General features: G+C 40.7%; 13 protein-coding genes. 7 read left to right on the top strand and 6 right to left on the bottom strand.

Going from position 1 to position 20,394, the window contains the following annotated elements:
- Nucleotides 1-39: 39 nt before the first annotated feature.
- The 3 genes from I6J02_RS10120 to I6J02_RS10110 all read right to left on the bottom strand — a co-directional run bounded on the left by I6J02_RS10120 (nucleotide 40) and on the right by I6J02_RS10110 (nucleotide 4,691).
- On the bottom strand, nucleotides 40-1,725 hold the full coding sequence (locus I6J02_RS10120; protein ID WP_201681551.1) for a sodium/sugar symporter: 1,686 nt from the start codon (nucleotides 1,723-1,725) through the stop codon (nucleotides 40-42).
- A 35-nt stretch (nucleotides 1,726-1,760) separates the two neighbouring features.
- The gene (xylA, locus tag I6J02_RS10115) at nucleotides 1,761-3,089 is read right to left on the bottom strand and encodes a xylose isomerase (protein WP_201681550.1); all 1,329 of its coding nucleotides are present in this window, start codon (nucleotides 3,087-3,089) and stop codon (nucleotides 1,761-1,763) included.
- A gap of 120 nt (nucleotides 3,090-3,209) precedes the next feature.
- Nucleotides 3,210-4,691: a xylulokinase gene (locus I6J02_RS10110; RefSeq protein WP_201681549.1), complete on the bottom strand. Its 1,482-nt coding sequence runs from the start codon at nucleotides 4,689-4,691 to the stop codon at nucleotides 3,210-3,212.
- Nucleotides 4,692-4,771: 80 nt separating this feature from the next.
- On the opposite strand from I6J02_RS10110, the gene I6J02_RS10105 reads away from it, so the two are divergent.
- The 7 genes from I6J02_RS10105 to I6J02_RS10075 all read left to right on the top strand — a co-directional run bounded on the left by I6J02_RS10105 (nucleotide 4,772) and on the right by I6J02_RS10075 (nucleotide 14,706).
- A complete protein-coding gene (locus I6J02_RS10105) occupies nucleotides 4,772-5,800 on the top strand; it encodes a LacI family DNA-binding transcriptional regulator (protein ID WP_236582396.1) in 1,029 nt (342 codons plus the stop codon).
- A gap of 142 nt (nucleotides 5,801-5,942) precedes the next feature.
- Entirely contained in the window at nucleotides 5,943-6,491 is a 549-nt protein-coding gene (locus I6J02_RS10100; protein WP_201681548.1) for an RNA polymerase sigma factor, read from the top strand.
- A 112-nt stretch (nucleotides 6,492-6,603) separates the two neighbouring features.
- Complete coding sequence (locus I6J02_RS10095; protein WP_201681547.1) at nucleotides 6,604-7,608, top strand: FecR family protein; 1,005 nt, start codon at nucleotides 6,604-6,606, stop codon at nucleotides 7,606-7,608.
- 3 nt (nucleotides 7,609-7,611) lie between these two features.
- Nucleotides 7,612-10,653: a TonB-dependent receptor domain-containing protein gene (locus I6J02_RS10090; protein ID WP_201681546.1), complete on the top strand. Its 3,042-nt coding sequence runs from the start codon at nucleotides 7,612-7,614 to the stop codon at nucleotides 10,651-10,653.
- A gap of 4 nt (nucleotides 10,654-10,657) precedes the next feature.
- Nucleotides 10,658-11,992, top strand: a complete 1,335-nt coding sequence (locus I6J02_RS10085; protein WP_201681545.1) for a DUF4876 domain-containing protein — start codon at nucleotides 10,658-10,660, stop codon at nucleotides 11,990-11,992.
- Between the two features lie 13 nt (nucleotides 11,993-12,005).
- Nucleotides 12,006-13,547, top strand: coding sequence for a DUF6850 family outer membrane beta-barrel protein (locus tag I6J02_RS10080; RefSeq protein ID WP_201681544.1), 1,542 nt, complete (start codon nucleotides 12,006-12,008; stop codon nucleotides 13,545-13,547).
- Between the two features lie 13 nt (nucleotides 13,548-13,560).
- Complete coding sequence (locus I6J02_RS10075; RefSeq protein ID WP_236582395.1) at nucleotides 13,561-14,706, top strand: cytochrome-c peroxidase; 1,146 nt, start codon at nucleotides 13,561-13,563, stop codon at nucleotides 14,704-14,706.
- Nucleotides 14,707-14,908: 202 nt separating this feature from the next.
- On the opposite strand, the gene I6J02_RS10070 is transcribed toward I6J02_RS10075, so the two are convergent.
- From I6J02_RS10070 to I6J02_RS10060, 3 genes are all read right to left on the bottom strand, one after another.
- Complete coding sequence (locus I6J02_RS10070) at nucleotides 14,909-17,851, bottom strand: M16 family metallopeptidase (RefSeq protein ID WP_201681543.1); 2,943 nt, start codon at nucleotides 17,849-17,851, stop codon at nucleotides 14,909-14,911.
- A gap of 34 nt (nucleotides 17,852-17,885) precedes the next feature.
- Nucleotides 17,886-18,335 carry a protein-disulfide reductase DsbD domain-containing protein gene (locus tag I6J02_RS10065; RefSeq protein ID WP_201681542.1) on the bottom strand — a complete coding sequence of 150 codons (450 nt, stop codon included), beginning with the start codon at nucleotides 18,333-18,335 and terminating at the stop codon, nucleotides 17,886-17,888.
- 263 nt (nucleotides 18,336-18,598) lie between these two features.
- Nucleotides 18,599-20,374: an aminopeptidase P family protein gene (locus I6J02_RS10060; RefSeq protein WP_201681541.1), complete on the bottom strand. Its 1,776-nt coding sequence runs from the start codon at nucleotides 20,372-20,374 to the stop codon at nucleotides 18,599-18,601.
- Nucleotides 20,375-20,394 lie beyond the last annotated feature (20 nt).

The raw sequence follows: 20,394 nt of genomic DNA, 5'->3' as shown, positions 1-20,394 counted from the left end.
ACCATTGTGTTCCCTTTTCTATTTTATATCTTCAGCTATCTACCAATAGATGGTATAGAGTGCTGCGGTGACCATAATTACAATCAGCGCTCCTACTAGGAAACCTGAATGAACTTTAAACATTTTGGTATCAATCTCCAGTCCTTTCGGAACAATTCCTCTTGCATTTTCAATCTTACTGATGATATACATTCCAATAATACAGATCACAAAAACGAATCCCATACGATCTATAAATGGTATTTCATATACACCGGATGCTTTATTCAGTATCGCAAAATTAGATGCACTTAAGAAAGATAAGTCTGCAAAGTTTGGCAGGAATTTAAAAAAGACAGAGAAGAAGAATCCTCCGATTGTAGCGAAAAGAGCTGCATTGGATGTGGTTTTTTTCCAGAAAAATCCCAGAATAAACATGGCAAATATACCCGGAGATACGAAACCAGTGTATTCCTGAATATATTGAAAACCACCTTTTTTATCAATTCCTAAATGCGGGGCAATAATTACTGCCAGAATCATAGAGACAATGATGGTTATCTTCCCTACACTTATCAGTTTTTTCTCGGAAGCATTCTTATCGAATATCTTTTTATATACATCGAGCGAAAAAATAGTGGCAATACTATTTGCTTTTCCAGCCAGCGACGCCACAACTGCAGCTGTTAATGCCGCAAAAGACAATCCTTTCAAACCGGAAGGAAGCAAATTAAGCAATACCGGATATGCTCTGTCCGGATTCACTTCTCCGCCCTGCATCATTTCATTCTGAAACAACCCGTCTTTCCACATGACATAAGCTGCGATTCCCGGTAATACGACAATTACCGGCATCAGTAACTTCAGGAAAGCAGCAAACAGAATTCCGCTACGTGCTGTTTTAAGATCGGCTCCTAAAGCCCGCTGCGTGATATACTGATTACATCCCCAATAGTTAAGGTTCACAATCCACATCCCGCCTATCAATACCGATAAACCCGGAAGATCAAGATAACTCTCATTGTCAGGTTTCAGCACCATATGAAAATGTTCAGAGGCCTTTGTTGTCATCATATGATAACCGTGTAATATACCCTGACCGTTACCATAATGCTCTGAAACCAGATTTAAGGCCAGATAAGTCGTGGCCAGACCACCCAGAATAAGAAAAAAGACTTGTATAACATCCGTGTAGCCGATTACCTTCATTCCCCCCAATGTGATAATAATCGCAAATACAGCAATGGCATACATACAAAAGGTGATGCTCAATCCTGATATACTACTTACAGCCAGGGCTCCGAGATAGAGGATAGATGTAAGATTTACGACAACATACAGCAGAAGCCAGAAAACAGCCATAATCATGGCTACGGTACTGTTGTAGCGTTGATTCAAAAACTGCGGCATCGTAAATATCTTGTTTTTAAGATAGACCGGAATAAAGAATACCGCAACCACGATCAATGTAATCGCAGCCATCCATTCGTATGTGGCAATGGCAAGCCCCATCTTAAAACCGGAGCCACTCATACCGATAAATTGCTCAGCTGAGATATTAGAAGCAATCAGAGATGCACCTATTGCCCACCATGTTAATGAACCCTCCGCCAGGAAATAATCTTTGGATTCTCCACCTGCCGTCTTAGCCCTTTTCCGGTAAAACACCCAAAGACCGTACGATGCAACGATGATAAAATAAATAAAGAATACAATGTAATCTTTTGTTGATAGTATATTGCTCATAAATTTATAATGGTTTAGATTTAAAAAGCGCAATATCAGATATATCTGTTAATCAGATTTTCCAGATACTCCTGCTTACCTGACCTCACTTCAGGCTCTCCGTTTGCTGCAGCGAAATCGCGTAAATCTTCCAAAGATAGATTTCCTTTTTCAAATTCAGCACCCTTACCTGTATCAAATGACTGATAACGCTCTTTTCGAAGCTGAAGATAAGAAGATTTTTCTAAAATCTTATCCGCGGTTAAGAGTGCTCTTGCAAACAGGTCCATTCCTCCTATATGTGCAAAAAACAAATCTTCTCTATCTGTTGAATTTCTGCGAATCTTCGCATCAAAATTGACACCGCCTCCCTGCAATCCGCCAGCTTCTAAAATAATGAGCATAGACTCTGTCAGTTCATTGATATTATACGGAAACTGATCCGTATCCCATCCATTCTGCTCATCTCCTCTGTTAGCATCTATAGAACCTAATAAACCTGCATCTGCTGCAACCTGCAATTCGTGCTGGAAAGTATGCCCGGCAAGCGTAGCGTGGTTGACCTCAAGATTGAGTTTGAAATCATCAAGCAGGTTATACTGACGTAAGAAACTGATAACAGTAGCGGAGTCATAGTCATATTGATGTTTAGTAGGTTCACAAGGTTTAGGTTCAATAAAGAAGGTACCTTTAAATCCGTTTTTGCGGGCGTAATCTTTCGCCAGATGTAAAAATTTAGCCAGATGCTCCTGCTCTCTCTTCATGTCTGTATTCAAAAGAGACATGTATCCTTCACGCCCACCCCAGAATACATAATTCTGGCCACCCAGAGCAATTGTAGCATCCAGAGCTGCCTTTACCTGAGCAGCACCATGAGCCAGGACATGAAAGTCCGGATTGGTAGCAGCCCCATTCATATAGCGTTCGTGGCTGAACAGATTAGCTGTACCCCACAGTAGTTTGATTCCGCTATCCTGTTGCTTATCCAGAGCATACGCTGTAATAGCCTGCAGTCTTCTTTCATTTTCAGCGATATCATTCGTGTAATCCACCAGATCCACATCGTGAAAGCAGTAATAAGGAAGTTGCATTTTACTCATAAATTCAAATGCTGCATCCATCTTATCTTTCGCACGATCTATAGCGTCTGATTTCTGATCCCATGGGAATACATGTGTAGCTCCCCCAAAAGGATCGGCTCCGTTACCATTGAAAGAGTGCCAGTATGCACAGGCAAATTTTAAGTGTTCAGCCATGCTCTTTCCACGTACGATACGAGTAGGATCATACCAACGGAATGCAAGCGGATTGTCACTTTCCAGACCTTCATATTGTATCTGTCCGATACCTGCGAAAAATTCTTTTTGTCCTTTAATATAGTTCATATTTTTTTTATTTAGATATAATTATTTTTATACGATATTAATGAGAGCAACAAAGCCTCAGTGAATTTATCACCCCTATAAACCTTATCAACTTTATAAACCCTATAAACTTTATAAATCCTATAACCCCACCAGTCTATTCAACAGCATCTTCCATTCCTGATAAAGCTCCTCATATACAGCCGTCTGCACAGGTTCTATGGTCCGGATCTTCTTCATATTCTGAAAAGCTTCCTTAGGTTCCGTATAATATCCCACTCCTATTCCCGCTCCCAGTGCAGCTCCCACACTTCCGTCATTATTGAACAGCTCAACAGGCGTATCCGTTACATTTACAAAGGAATCACAGAATAAAGGACTAAGGAAAAGATTTGCATATCCTGCACGAATAACAGAAGGATGAAGTCCGTTTTCACGTAAGATATCCAGTCCGTAGCGAAAGGCAAAAGCTATTCCCTCCTGACTCGCACGTATCAGCTCGGCTTTGCCGTGTTTATTAAAATCAATATGATGAATATGACTGTGGATGAGCTTATTACCCAGCATTCGTTCAGCACCATTTCCAAAAGGAAGTATTCTTAATCCTTTACTTCCTGCAGGAGCCTGCTGACCTAGTGTATTCAATTCATTATACGACATGTCCGCTCCTATCATTCTCCTGATCCAGCTGTTCTGTATTCCGGTACCATTAATACAAAGCAGAATACCCGTACGGATATCATCAGGTAAGTAGTTGACATGGGCAAATGTATTGATACGGGATTGCGGATCAAATATCAGCTCATCACTGACCGCGTAGATAACCCCGGAAGTACCGGCTGTAGCCGCCACTTCTCCTGCATTCAGCACATTGAGAGAAAGTGCATTATTGGGTTGGTCGCCGGCTTTGTAGGAAACAACCGTATCTGATGAAAGCTTAAGCAATTCTGCAATTTCGGGTTTTAACGTTCCGTGACGACTAAAAACAGGATTTATATCCGGAATCAATTCCCTGTCAAATCCAAAGTAATCAAGTATAGCAGTGGAAACATCATTTTTTTCGAAATTCCAGAATATCCCTTCAGAAAGTGCACTCACCGTTGTATTAATTTCTCCGGTAAGCTTCATGGTCAGAAAATCTCCGGGTAGCAGTATTTTTGCGATCCGACTGTAAAGATCAGGTTCATTATTTTTAATCCAGGCAAGTTTGGAAGCTGTAAAATTGCCTGGTGAGTTAAGATGCTGTCTCAGCGTTTGTGCTTTCCCCATATCTTCCCATGCGCGTTCTCCGATAGCTACACTTCTGCTATCACACCAAATAATAGCATTACGCAACACCTTATCCTCTTTATCGACCACGATGAGACCGTGCATCTGATAAGATAATCCGATTGCTTTGATTTCACGGGGATCGTATTTTTCACTGCTGTGCGCTTTGTGTACAGCCTTAACGGTATACTCCCACCACACATCGGGAGATTGTTCTGCCCAGCCTGCCTGTGGTGAGATGATCTCCGCTTCCTGCTCCGGATAGCTGACCGATACTAATGTCTCCTGTGTATCAGCAGACACAACCGATACTTTTATTGAGGAGGTTCCTAAATCAATTCCTAATAATAACATATAATTTATAACTGGTTAATGCAACCGCTTGCATAAAAGTATTTATATTTTTTTATATTTACAAAAAGAGTTTAATCAAAGTGGAAAAAAAACCTACTATATACGATATAGCCAAGGCGCTTAATATCACGACGTCTACTGTATCAAGAGCCCTGAACAACAGCACATTAATAAGCAAAGAGACTAAAGAAGCTGTTTGGAAATTCGCAAAGAAAATAAACTATCGTCCCAATAAACTTGCTTCCTCTTTAAGTTCGGGAAAGACCCACATTATAGGAGTGGTTATTCCAAGTGCGCAAATTCAATTTTTCTCAGCAGTAATCAATAGTCTGGAACAGACGCTCCAGAAAGAGGGCTATAACATATTATTGTATCAGACCAATGAATCTTATAAATCAGAAATAAGCGGCATCAGCACACTTCTGGAGGCTCAGGTAGATGGCATCATTATTTCGCCTTCACTGGAAACCTATGATTTCACTCATCTGGACAAAGCGCATCAGGAAGGAATGCCTGTTATTTTATTTGACCGTGTACACGATACCTTAGATCTTCCCTCTGTATCCATAGATGATGAAAAAGCCGGCTATATGGCAACAACTCACCTTCTGGAAAATGGCTATAAAAGAATCGGTTATATCTCAACGGATTCCAGTATACAGATTTTCAAAGCTCGTTTTGAAGGCTATAAAAAAGCTTTAAAAGAGCATAACCTACCTTACCTTGAAGAACTTATTATTCTGGATCAGATGTCCATCAAAGGCGGTATGGAAGGCGCCCGAAAAATGATGCAACTAAAACAAAAACCGGATGCTATAATCGGAGGTGATGATTTTACGGCATTAGGAATAATAAAGGAATTATCTCAACTGGGTGTAACTCCCCCAAAAATGGGAGTCATCGGATTTGCAAATCAGACATTCTCCGAATTTATAACGCCTAGCTTATCTACTATAGATCAACAGGCTGTAAATATGGGTAAAGAATGTGCTAATCTGTTTTTAAAAATTGTCCATAAGAAATCTCCTAAAAATAAAATTGAAAAGATTGTGCTTCCGCCTATACTGGTTACAAGAGATTCTTCCCAACCTGCACAAAATAAAAAATAACCGTTTAAACACGCATTAAAAAAAACACACAACTCGTTAAAAAACAAACACATAAACCAAAGTAAAAATTATTTTATACAATTTTCTTTCATCAGTTATTTGGAATCAATATAAATAAGAGTGTACATTTGCCAGCATTAGTATGCATCAGCACTGGGAAAGAATACGGAAGGATGACAGTCAAAGTTTTAAATTGCTCTATGATGAGCTTTATAAAGCTTTGTTCAGCTATGGTATGCATATCCGTCCGGACAGAGAACTGGTAAAAGAATGTCTACATGAATTGTTCTGCGAGCTATGGAGCAACCGCAACCGTCTTCCTGCTGTCACTAATCCGCAATACTATCTTTTCACCTGGCTGAAAAGGATTATCCTCAGAACTGCACACCATCAGGAGCAGCTCTATGTACAGGATCCCTCTCTACCCTCTTTTGCAGACTCGCCTGAAGAGGAACATATCGAATTTGAACAACTTAAGGAGAGAAATCACAGATTGCAACTGGCTCTTGAGAAACTAACACCCACGCAGTCAGAAATCATCAGCCTTCGTTTCTTTGAAAACAAATCGTACGAAGAGATTGCCGAACTTCATCAGTCATCTACACGAACCGTATATAATACGGTTTATGAAGCTATAAAAATACTCAAAAAATATACGCTCACCATCTTAATAGTTATTCTATTTCTATAGATAAAAAAACAAAATACTGACATATAGTCATTTACACAAAATCTTATTTTTAATTAAAATAAATCCGGTAAAAACTACCGAATCTGTACACTATACCTGAAAGTACCCATAAATGAATATCGAAGAGTATACTTTAGAAGATTTTATTGCAGATCCTACATTTGTCAGCTATTGTCTGCACCAAAATCCAACAGATGTTGCCTATTGGACAACTATTATTCAGGCAAATCCCCATAAGTCACAACTAATACAGAATGCAAAGGAACAGATAACGCTTTTATCGCATCAGCTATCAGACCATGAATTAGCAGAAGAAAGAACCAGAACATTCGATCATCTTTTTGAGCGCGAAGAACAAATATCAAAACTTAAAAAATCAACTTTACCTATACGCTGGCTGGCAGCTGCATGTCTGCTGATCATAGCATCTGCAACCTATTTTTTTACAAAGAATCAGCAGAACAACGTCTCTACGTCTACCGCAATGATTACACAAGTAGTTCCTGCACAAAAATTTATGACCATCACATTGAGTGACGGGACTAAAGTACGTCTTGCCCCTGCATCTACCTTTATCTATCCACAGAAATTCACAGGTAATACCCGGGTTGTAGAACTTAACGGAGATGCTTATTTCGAAGTTAGCCACAACCCGGAAAAACCGTTTACTGTCCATACGGCTGATCTGGATGTACAAGTACTCGGAACATCCTTTAATGTAAATGCATTTAAAGAAGACCCGTATACTAAAGTTGCTTTGTTCGAAGGCAAAGTACAGGTATCTACCAATACAGGCAGGCAAGATTTGCGCCCAGGTCAATTATTTACATACAACAAAAAAGAGAACAAGAATGCAGTAAACAAGTTTGATCCGGTAGCAGAAAGGGATCAGATGAAAGGATTGATAACCTTTGATCATGCGTCTTATGATGAATTGCGACTCAAATTATCCCGTAAATACGGCATAGTGACAAAAGCGGATCCTTCTGTCAAATTGCAGTTTACAGGCACAATATTCAATGAATCTCTAGCTGATGTATTAGACAAATTAAGTTTTACGACTGCTTATCATTTCCATCTACAATCAGACAGCCTATTAACCGTCACCTCTAAATAACAAATGAACACACCTATCCATTACCGGCTCAAAAAAGCATTTGCAATCTTGTTTTTTTTGAGTTCCGCGACCTGTATGTATTTTGCTCAGGGGCAGCAAAACATACAACTTCACTTTCAAAATAAGCCTCTGAAAGAAATCTTTTCAGCTATAGAACAACAAACGGATTACAGCTTTCTGTTCGACGTAAATGTGGTTAATATAAATCGCAAGATTAGTATCCGTTCCACCGCAACTATCACAGCTACGCTGAATCAGCTGGAGAATTTGACTTTTCTTGATTTTCAGATTTCAGGCAGAAATATTCTAGTAAAACGTGCAGGTATTGCCCGCCTTAGCGGAAAAGTACTGGATGAAACAGGGGAACCTCTGTCATCCGTTTCCGTTTATCTGAGAGAGTTTAATCAATACTTTTTTACGGATAAAGAAGGACAGTTTACCTTCACCTATCCTGTTTCAAGAGCACAGGAAATAAACCTGAGTTTTACCATGCTTGGCCGTCAGGCGCAAAACAAAAAGGTAACTTTGAGCAATTCAGATATCCGTTTACCGCATATTACCTTACCTGTACTGAGTGTGGGACTGGAAGAGATCGCTATTAATCCAAAGGTCAATCAGAATCTGCAAAGTAATTCGTCCCTGTTTATCAATCGGGAAGTGATCGAACAGTCCGGAGCACTAAGTCTCGGAGATCTACTGAATCTTATCCCGGGTCAGAAAATAGCACCTCCTTCCCTTCAGCAGGTTCAGCAGGCGACATTACGCAGTTCTGTTCTGCAAACCAACTCTGCTTCTACACGTGATCCTTTTTCATTGAACAGCTCGTTTGGAGTTGCCATCATTATGGATGGTATTGCCATCTCCAACAATGCAAATATGCAAACCCGCAATCCCGGAATCTCCGGAATGGGAGAATCGTACGTTAATGGATTTATTTCATCTCTGACGGGAAGTGCGGACCGCCAGAGAAGATATACAGGTGATTATACTTTTGGAGGTACAGATCTCCGGCAGATCGCCACAGATAATATTGAAAGTGTGGAAATTGTTGCCGGTGTACCCTCAGTACGCTACGGAGATATGACAGATGGCGCTATTATCGTTAACCGAATTGCCGGAAATACGCCACTCAATTTCAGTCTGCAACTCCGGGATAATGCAACTTCATATGGTCTATCGAAAGGTTTCAGTACAAAAAAAATAGGTTCGTTTAGTTTTGGAGCCAATTTCATCCGCTCCTTTATGGATAACAGGGATAAGCTAAAATCCTATGACCGCCTGGGGACAAATATGATGTGGAGCACCGCTGCTGGTAAAGAACGTGCTTTTACCAATACCTTTTCACTGGATTACGGACGCAACCTGGACAATATCAGACGTGATGCTGATGACCCTACAGGCACCTTTATTAAATTCAGATCGTACAATTTTTCTGTTGGTAACAGAAGTAACTACCGTGTAGACAACAGTTTTATTACCAATATCGGGCTCAACTTACGTTATAGCCAGAATTATCAAAACACCTATCAGGAACAGGAAAAGAACGAACTTTTCACCATTTACACAGATGCAACAGAACCCGGAATTACACAGGGCACCTACGGTCCGGGGATATACACAGCTGTAACTAACATCGAAGGTAAGCCTATAGATTTTAGCGGAAGGCTGGATCTTACCGGACAAATCAAAACCGGAGCCATTGAGCATCAGATCAATTTCGGGGCCAGCTACAACTATTCCAAGAATAATGGTAAAGGGCAGATTATTGATCCTACCAGACCACGCAACAATACCACCACAGCAAATGGTGACAACCGCTCTGAGCGATATTATGATTTTTCAAGGATTCATGCACAGAATAATTTCGGTCTTTATGCGGAAGATTTCTTCCGTGCAAAGATTGCAGACCGCAATTTAAATGTAAGAGCTGGATTACGTATGGATGTATTTGAAGGATATACAACCTTTTCGCCACGCACAAATGTGAACTATGAAATATTACCAAATCTCCGGTTGGGCGCTGCATTAGGACTAAGCTCAAAGGCTCCGGCCCTTGCCCAGCTTTACCCGGGACCTGTTTTCTACGAAATCCCGCTTTTCCAGAAAACAGCTCTTACTCCAAACGGAAGTATTGACGAAGCCAACAGTCTTTATCTGCTTTACGTAGACAAATATACTCCTGACAATGCAAATCTTAAACCTTCAACATCCCGTCAGTTAGAGTTTTCTTTGCTGTATGAATTAAAAGAGTTCAGCATGTCCATGAACGTATATAAAAAGAATACGGACAGAGGAATTACAACAATTAATGAAGTAGAGCGCATTACGCTTGCACAATATATTAACAATCCGGATCCGAATGCAGACTTACCTTATGTCATCTCCGGAACCAAAAACTACAGTCTGTCCAGAAATCTGTTTGTCAACGGTAACCGTACGGAAAGCAGAGGGGTAGAATTACTCCTAAGCACGCCAAAATGGAAAGCTATACAGACTTCTTTTAATGTACGCGGAGGATATGTAGAAACCAGTTACAATCCCATTCAGAACAGAAGGTCGTTCACAAACACAACTACGAACACCGAATATGCTACAACAGGTGTATATCCTGCAATGAAAAGGATCACTTCTTCGAGCAACGCTGCATTTACAAGTAGTACACATATTCCAAAAGCAAAACTGCTTATCAACTTTATTGCAGAATTCAATCTGCTGCGAAGAACAAATACAGAAGCTTCTGATGGTATCCCTGTAGGCTATTACACAGAAGACGGACGTTACTTTACCATTGAAAACTTCGATGTAACCAATCTTAACTACGGCCACCTTTTGGTGCCGGAAGCAGAGGTAAAAAATGAAAATCAGCCGGGAGTATATACCAATTTTCATTTAAATCTCTCTAAAGAAATCAGTAAACGACTGGTACTGGCATTCAATGTTTACAATGTATTTAATTACAGACCTCAATTCAAACGTGCAGACAATAGTATGGTGATCCCGAATGGCAAACCGACCTATGGCGCACAGCTCAGACTAAAACTCTAACACTATGAAAATCGTTCTTTGTACTACATATCTGCTAATTGCATCCATGGGTCTCGTTTCCTGTCGTAAAGACTGGATTCCGGAAAACCATCCCGTCGATATCGGGATCGATGTAAAGTTTTACAGCACGGAATATGACGAAAAATTATCACCCGCAGGAGCTGAAGTGAAGATCATGAGCATAAAAGGAGATCTTATATTCAGTGGCAAAACGGATCAAAAGGGTCATTTAAGCATACCACAACTGGCCCCGGACAATTACCGTGTACAGGCCACCAAGCTATACAATTTTGCTGAATTCAATACCTTACTGAAGAGAGCAGAGGAATCTGACATTGCTTTCAGCAGTCTGATCACAGACTATACGGTCAATCCAAATAACCCTACCAGTCTGAATCTTTCTTTGCAGGCGGGACAGTATAGTCCATTAGTTATCAAACAGCTTTATTATGCCGGATCCAGCACCACTCAGGGAGCCAGCTTCAGAGATCAGTTTATTGAGATCTATAACAACTCGGCTGAAGTACAATATGCAGATAGTCTGTATATAGGAGAAGCAATGGGGACACTGAATGCAAGCACCACATATGCATACCAGCCTGTTAGTAAACAATACGACTGGAGTAAATCATATGGTATGCCTGCAAATATCAATGCCAATGAGGATTATGTATATGCACGTACGGTGCTGATGATTCCGGGAACAGGAAAACAATATCCTATAAATCCCGGTGAAAGTATCGTGATCGCAGCAACAGCTATCAATCACAAAAGTCCTTATTCAGGTACTGATGGAAAAGAAATTTCTGTTAAAGATCCAAGTCTGACAATCGATCTGAGCAATGCAGATTTTGAAGCACACTACGCACCCTATCTGGGAACTGTACGTCCTCTGGCGTCTGATGTGGATAATCCGAATGTCCCAAATCTGACCGTTTTCAAGTTTAGTGGTACAGATCTTATAATGAGTGTCGCTGCACAGCAGAGTTGGTTTATTTTCAGAAATGGAAATTTAGGTGAATTTGACAAATGGCCTAGCTATGATTATCCGTTTGCGGATGGCCGTGTGAAAACAGGAGTATATTTACAAATTCCGGTGGCAAATATTCTGGATGCAGTAGACTTGCAATCGGCTATTACGAACACTAACTATCCTAAAAAGTTCAATGCTGAAATTGATGCTGGACAAAAATCCGTAACCGGAGGACAGAACTCTTCCAACTCCATTATCCGGAAAACAAAAGAAATCATTAACGGCAGGAAAGTTCTTTCGGATACCAATAACTCTACTGAAGATTTTATAACGATCAAAGCCGAACCGCGGGCTTTTGCTAATTAATTACATCTATAAAATGAAATCCAACATATACATCTATATTCTTTCCTTTGGATTTGTCTTCCTCCCCTATTTCTGTAAAGCACAGCAGCATACATCAGAAATAGATACGGTACAGCAAACCTTACGTTATTTCTCCATTGAGAGTCCTATGTGGCTCCAGGAAATGACGACTCCCCGCTTCACAAAACTTGCCATACAGTATGCCGGAGAACAGGGATCCTATCGGACTGCGCAGGACGCACAAAAAGCAAGAAATATAAACTTTGACAGTGAGGGAACTATCACTTTACAGGATGTACGTCTGTGGGGAAGGTTTGCCTATTCCAATATAGCAGAAGACAGTACCCGGTTTGGGCATCAGACGCGCCGCAATCTTTCTGCTCCTTTATATTTTGCATCTTACGGTTTTAACCATTACGAACGTACCCTCTATACTATTCAGGCCAGAGGCCAGCGTTATTGGTCTGATCGCAAATTCTCCGTATTCGGGGGCTTGGATTATAACGTTGGTGATCATTTCAGCAACAATGATCCACGTGGAAGCATCGATGAAATCCGTCTCGATGCAAGCCTGGGCGGAAGTATCCGGATAGCTAAAGGTTTGGATGCAGGAACAGAAGCCTTATACGGTTACGGACAGGAAAATGTGGAAGTAGCTTTTAAGAACGAAAATTATAACTCAAGTCCTGTTAAATCTCCATATCTCAACTATATCGTCAAAGGGTACGGCTGGCAGGTAAGAGATTACCTGACCAATATGTTCTACCAGAATGATTACCATCATATCGGAGCGAATGCCTATCTCTCCGCACAGACTGCAGCTGGAAAATTTTACGCTAAAAGTGGATACAGATACGACCAGCAGAAGTACAGACAGGTATTGCGAAGTGAACAGCGCACTAATGAGCTGAATAATTATAAACTATACACCTGGTCTAACCAACTCATGTGGTTCCTCGCAAAAGATAACCGCTCATACAGGTTCACACTCCATACTAAAATCACAGATGGTAAAGACTTTGATGTTCAGAATAACATCAATAATTATATATACAGAAGTGAGGATTATACGGCTTCAATGGCTTATAGCATTAGAGGTAAAAAATGGAATCAATACTATGAGCTGACATCAGGATGGAATGCGGAGAAACGTCATGACGGCGGCTCCGGAACGCTTTTGGATTATGGTATTTTCAGCTCTTCTGCTTCCGCAAACTACGCGTACAAACTAGCGGAAAACCAAAGTATAGAACTTGGCCTCACAGGACTATTAAGCCGGCCTACCAGGACAGTATGGGAACTTCCTGAGATCAATGAGAATGTATTCCACGAGTATGTTTTTTACCATGATATCCTTTTCAGAAGTGCCGAAACATGGGGTGGTAGAGCAAGAATAGCCTACAAACATCCTATTTACAAACATTATACAGGTCGTTTGTCATTGGAGGGAGGAATGCGTAAAGCCTCGCATTTTAAAACCATCGACAGAGCAAGTTTATCTATTCCCGGGAACAGAAGAACTGATTTTAAAATAAAAATGGAACTGATTTTCTAATAGACAAAAAAGAGTGAGAAGATACATTACTATTGCTGTTATATTAACAATACCGCTTCTGATAGCGGCATTCGATATACAATATCAACAAAAGGATTACAGTATTGCTGAATTACGGCAACTGTACAGCAGCGGTGATATGACCCGGTGGCCACAGCCTCATATTGACGAGTCTGTCCGGACAGATTTTAAAGATATAGGTGTTTTGCCAAAGATGGTCTATCCCGAACAGAATCCTTACACTAAGGCCAAAGAAACATTGGGAAAGAAACTATTCTTCGACCCCAGAATGTCTGCTTCTATGCAGATCTCCTGCGCCAATTGTCATGAGCCGCAATTAGGATTCGGAGATGGTAAAAGTCTTGCAAACGGCCACGGGAGAAGAATAGGAAAGCGCAATGCCATGACGCTATACAATGTCGGATATTACACTAGTTTTATGTGGGATGGCCGTGCAAAATCGTTGGAAGATCAGGTATTGCTCCCGACTCAGGATCATGTGGAAATGAACACCTCTTTGGAGATCCTGATCAAAAATTTAAAAAATATCAAAGGATATTACCCCCTTTTCAGGGACGCTTTTGGTGACGATCAGATCACACTGGATCGGGTACAGATGGCACTGGCTACTTTTGAGCGAAGTATAGTGAGTTATCCGAGCCGTTTTGACCGCTTCGTATCCGGAGACAGTACGGCTCTGAATGATGCGCAACTGAAAGGACTTCACTTATTCCGGACGAAAGCCCGCTGTATAAATTGTCACAACACACCGCTGTTCTCGGATAATAAATTTCACAATGACGGACAGACATTGTATGGAACTAAACAAGAGGATTTCGGGCACTACCATATCAGCGGAAAACAGGAAGATATTGGTGCTTTCCGGACACCATCTTTGCGGGAAACGAATCTGACAGGTCCATGGATGCACCACGGTAACTTCCCGACCTTAAGGGATGTCGTAGAGTTGTATAATCTTGGTAATCCTGCTCCTATACAACGCAGAGTAGTCGTAGACGAAAAAACACGCCCAATCCATTCTCCTTTATTAAAAAAACTCAACCTTACAAAAGGAGAGGTAGATGAACTGATTGCCTTTTTACAAGCCATCAGCTCCTCTACACAGCGAAGAGTAACCATACCGGAACTTCCGGAATAATGGAAACATTGTCTTTACAATCCCTCTAAAAAAGATAGCCCCAGAACGTTGTTCAGGGGCTATCTTTTTTATTATAAGAAAATTTATCTCTGATAGTATGGACACGCATCAAACACTTGTCCCGATTAAAAATTTCTAAAAAATTGGTTTTCCGTATTTGTCAACACATATAATATGTCGACAACAACCCTAACAGATAATCTTAATATCCGAAGATCTCTTCTAGAGTCAGTTTCTTAACTTCTCCCAATTTCTTTAGATCTTCATCCTTCATACTATCTTCCTGAGCCACTATACAATACACATATGGTTTATGACTCATTTCTTTAGCATGGAAAGCTTTCAGATCCGAATAATTCAGTAAAGGAGCTTTTTCATAAATAGCTTTACGGATATCTGTTGTATTACCCAGGCGCTGAGCAGAAAGGTAACTCATCAGAATACCGGAATTGGTAATGCGATCACTTGCCAGAGATTTCGTCAGACTGACTTTCGCAATTTCCAATGCTTTGGAAGACTCCGGAAGATCATTAAGCAATTCATTCATTCCGATTACAGCTTCATTAAATTTATCAGCTTGTGTACCTACGTAAGCACCCACCATATAATGATTTTCCTTTTTGTAAGGTTGTCCATAATAGGCGTAAGTGGAATAAGCCAATGCTTTCGATTCACGGATCGTCTGGAAGACAATACTACCCATACCGCCACCAAAATAGTTATTAAATAATGCTACAGTCGGTGATAATGCACTGTTGTACAGTTCCGAACTTCTGTGCCAGAATACTTCGGCTTGTTTCATATTGAAATTTGCAAACAGTACCTGATTACGGTCAGTTGGCAGCTCTGTAAATTTGGTTCCTTCCTGCACTTCTGTATATGCTCTGCGGTCCACTTTCAGCGGTTTCAATTCAGCCACCAGACTTGTTGAAGGTTTAGGTCCGAAATACAGAATAGTGTGTCTCATGTTTGCAAAATCATGCAGCAGGCGAACCAGTTCTTCCGCTTTAACAGCATCCAGTTCAGCATCCGTAAAAGTATAGTTAAACGGATTTTTAGCGCCGTATTTAGCGTACGATTTCAGCCCTTCCATAATCGCTCCCTTATTCTCCTTCGCATTAATACGGGATTTCTTTAATCTTGCTATATAAGAATCAAAAGCAGCCTGATCAACGACACAATTTTTCACAAGATCCTGAATCAGAGATACTGTCTTATCAAAATTTGTATTCAATCCGGATATAGAAATATTCGTTTCTTCATTTCCGGAAGACACCGAAAAGCTGGATGCCAACTTGTAGAATTCTTTACTAAAGTCTTCACTGCTTCTGTCTTTCGTGCCCAGAAACTCCAGATAACCAGCAGCAAGAGAGAGGAGTTTATTATTCCATTTCCCTATTTTATACTGATAAGTAAGGCTGAACAACTCATTGTCTTTATTCTGAACTGCTAATACTTCCGTATCAAATAACTTTGCTTTCTGCACATCTTTACTGTAATCCAACCATACAGGCTGAATAGCATTCTCCGGCATCATATCCACTTTTTTCAAAAAATCGGATTGATCTTCTCTGTTTACGGAGACAGGCGTAATTGCAGGTTTCACGACTTTCACTACTTTGTCATCCACACCCTGACGTTTGTAAACGGCAACATAGTTCTGGTCATTCAAATACTTGTTAGCGAAGTCTACAATATCTTTTTTAGTAATCTTCGATAAATTATCCAGATAGCTTACCTCAGAAGTCCAGTCTACATCAGTTACGAAAGCATCCACCAACTCCTCTGCCCGTGCAGTATAATTGTCATTTTGGGATATCTGAGACTTCTTCGCATTGTTGATAATAGAAGTAATCAGATCATCTGAAAAATCACCTTTCTTTAATTTCGTCAATTCCGCCAACACCAGTTGCTTTACATCATCCAGAGACTGGCCCTGAGCAGGATTTGCCTGCAGGATCAACATGGAATAATCCTTCAGGGAATACACAAAAGCTCCGGCTCCCAATAGTTTTTGGGATTTGACAAGGTCTAAGTCGATCAGACCTGCAGAACCGTTTGCCAGAATATCGCCCATCAGATTTAACATCTGCGCATCTTTAGTGGCTGCTCCCGGGAAACGAAAACCCAGCCACAGGAATTCTGCATTTGGCCCCTTCACTTCGCGGATAATCGGCTGTGTAATTGGTTTCTCAGGCGCAAATGTATAAGCCGGCACCTTCTTAGGCTGCATATATCCAAATGTAGCATCTATTTTTTTGACAATATCTGTAGGGTTAAAATCACCAGACATAATCACACCCATGTTATTCGGAACGTAGTAAGTATCGAAATATTCACGTATTGCTGTCAGGGAAGGATTTTTCAGGTGTTCGACTGTACCGATAACGGTCTGCTTGCCATAGTTATTATTGGCAAACATCGCTTCAAACATGGCCTCCATAGTTTTGCGGCCATCGTTGTCAAGCCCTATATTTTTTTCTTCATATACAGCTTCCAGTTCGGTGTGAAAAAGCCGGAATACAGGATTTCGGAATCGTTCTCCCTGCACCGCCAGAAATTTGTCTACGACATTATTCGGAATATCTTCCACGTATACCGTTTGTTCAAATGAAGTGTATGCATTCGTACCGTCAGCCCCCATCCCACTCATCATCTTATCGTATTCATTGGCTATCGCAAACTTTGCAGCTTCTCCTGATACCTGATCAATCTCTTTGTAAATTTCTTTACGTTGGGTTTCATCTGTTGTAGAATTATATTTTTCATACAGCGCACTGATTTTATCCAGCAGTGGTTTTTCCTGAGCCCAATCCTTAGATCCGTACTTATCCGTACCTTTGAAAAGAAGATGTTCCAGATAATGCGCCAATCCGGTATGATCCTTAGGATCTGTTTTGCTTCCGGCTTTCGTAACGACATAGGTTTGTATACGAGGCACTTTCTTACTTGGACTCAGTATAACGGTCAACCCGTTTTTTAAGGTATAAAAACGGGACTGTGTAGGATCGTTTGTTACATAACGGTATTTGTATCCACCTTCTGTATTTTCCTTCCACTGATATTTTTGTGATTGTGCAAAGCCAGCACTGCCGGACAGAGCAACAAACACAACTAGTGTAATTGATTTTAAGGTTTTTATCATGGTTCCTTATTTATTAGTTTGGTCGACACAATAGTTACTTAATGGCTATTTTAAATGCAATTTCTTCCGGAGGAAGACACTGCTTATCATCGCATACCATAAATTCGACCGTACCTTGTACGACAGGTGATTTTGTATTGAGTTTGATTTTCTGTTGAAAAACAACTTCATTTTCAAAATAACTGACAGTCATTTTAAAAGTGTCTTCAAATTTTGCTATTGCCTTTGGTTCAAGTGTCTTTCCGATCAAACTGTATTCTTTGCCTGGCTTGAAAGTAAATTTAGTCTTCACAGGACCTCCCTCGGCCATATTCTGAGAGTAGATATGCCAGCCTTTATCAATTTGGGCTTTCATATACAGCATAGCTTCTTTGTCATTGATTTTTTTGGCAGCATAAGTCCATTTTACAGGATTCAGAATCTGTGCCTCAGCCACTCCTCCCAAAAAGAGAATAGCCAACAAAGTGAAAAATACGTGTTTCATCTTGATTTGTTATTAATGTTAATGTGAGACTTTTGCCGGGTAGGCGTCAAAGTGAGTTTATAATTATTATCAAATATTAAAGCACTAAATTAAAGCAAAGACCTTAATACTCAATAGGATTACAAAATTTCCGTAAAATTTATTGAAATAATGCTTTTTTCAATAAATTTTACAGGCAAAAGCCAGATAAAACACTGTACACCAGTAAATCTTAAATAAACAACAAGCTCCTGCGAAATACAGGAGCTTGTTGTTACCTTCAATTAGATAGCTTTACATTTTTCAGCTAACCATACTTTTTCCTCTTCAGTCAGTCTTGGAGAGACCTGAGCATATACCCATTGGTTATATTGATTCAACCAGTCTACATGCGATTGATCCAGCAAAGATTTTTCGATGAGATCAGTAGCGATATAACAGATGGTTAACGTCTCAAAATTCAGAAAATCTCCAAATTCACTGGACTCCAAACTCTTAGTAAGCACCAGATTTTCTATTCGTATGCCGTGTTTCCCTACTCTGTACAATCCGGGCTCGATAGAAGTAATGGTTCCCGGATCTACTGCTACATCAATATTAGAAGGGTTGAAAGTATGAGGCCCTTCGTGTACATTTAAGAAAAATCCGACCCCATGTCCTGTTCCGTGACCATAATTACGCAACGTTTGCCAGATCGGGCGACGTGTAATCGCATCGATCTGATATCCACGGGTACCAACGGGGAATATGGCTTGTGAACCTTCGATTGTCCCTTTCAATACAATTGTATAATCCTCTTTCTCTTCCTGCGTAATATGTCCCAGAGAGATTACCCGAGTTATATCCGTAGTACCTGTTTTGTATTGACCACCCGAGTCTACAAGTAAAAGCCCTCTTGACTCCAACCTCGAACTGCTTTTTTCCGTTGCGGAATAATGAGGAAGAGCACCATGTTCCAGATATCCGGCTATGGTATTGAAACTCACATCTACAAATCCTTCCTGAGCTTCTCTGAAACCTCTCAGCTTATCTGCAATCGAAAGTTCGGTCAGTGTTCCCGAAGCAACATTCTCTTCTACCCATTTAAAGAATTTTGTCATCGCAACACCGTCATTGATCATGGTCTGGCGGGTATGTACTATTTCCGTATTATTCTTGATCGCTTTGAGAGACGTTGATGGATTCAGTTTTTCGATAATCTTAACCGTATCCGGAATACGATCATAGATTGCAAAACAAGTACGCTTAGGATCAATAAGAATAGTCGTATCTGCCAGAGAATCTATGGCGCTGAATATTTCTTCGTATGGGTTAACTTCAACACCTGACTGTGCCAGAGAAGAGACTGCGTCTTCATTCAGTTTAGATGGTTCAATAAATAAGGTCGCCTTTGAGGCTGATATCAGCGCAAATCCAAGTACTACCGGATTACAAGGCACGTCCTGACCCCGGACATTAAACAGCCATGCCAGATCATCAAGCGAAGAAACCAGATGATATTCAGCTCTGTTTTTCTGCAATACCTTACGTACTTCTTCCAGCTTGGATGCAGTAGACTGCCCGGTGATCCCTTCATCAAGCAAGTAAGCCGGAGCCAGCGGCAAAGAAGGACGATCAGCCCAAAGTGGAGACAGCAAATCGGCATGACCATTCACATGGATTCCTACAGGCGTCAAGGTCTGTTGTACAGCCTGAGCGACCTGCAGAGAGGCCAGATTACCATCAAACGCAACAGTATCCCCGACCATAAGCTTATCAGCCATCCAATCGGCATACTCCGCACTACCTTGTACCTTTAATTTAACAAGTTCAAATCCAGTACCTGACAATTGTTCATTGGCCTGTACAAAATAACGGGAGTCAGTCCACAACCCAGCAAAATCCTGAGTAATCGCTAATGTACCTGCAGAACCGGTAAAACCCGATACCCAGGCGATGCATTTATATCTTTCCGGTAAATATTCGCTGATATGCGGATCAGAAGAAGGAATAATGTAGCCATCAATTCCCTGCTCTTTCATTAGTCCACGGATTGCAGCCAATTTTTCTAGATGATTCATGGTATGTATATTTTAAGGAG

The organism is Sphingobacterium spiritivorum (genome assembly GCF_016725325.1).
GTDB lineage: Bacteria > Bacteroidota > Bacteroidia > Sphingobacteriales > Sphingobacteriaceae > Sphingobacterium.
The sequence above is the reverse complement of the archived record's forward strand: the minus strand, read 5'-3'. Positions and strand labels throughout refer to the sequence as shown.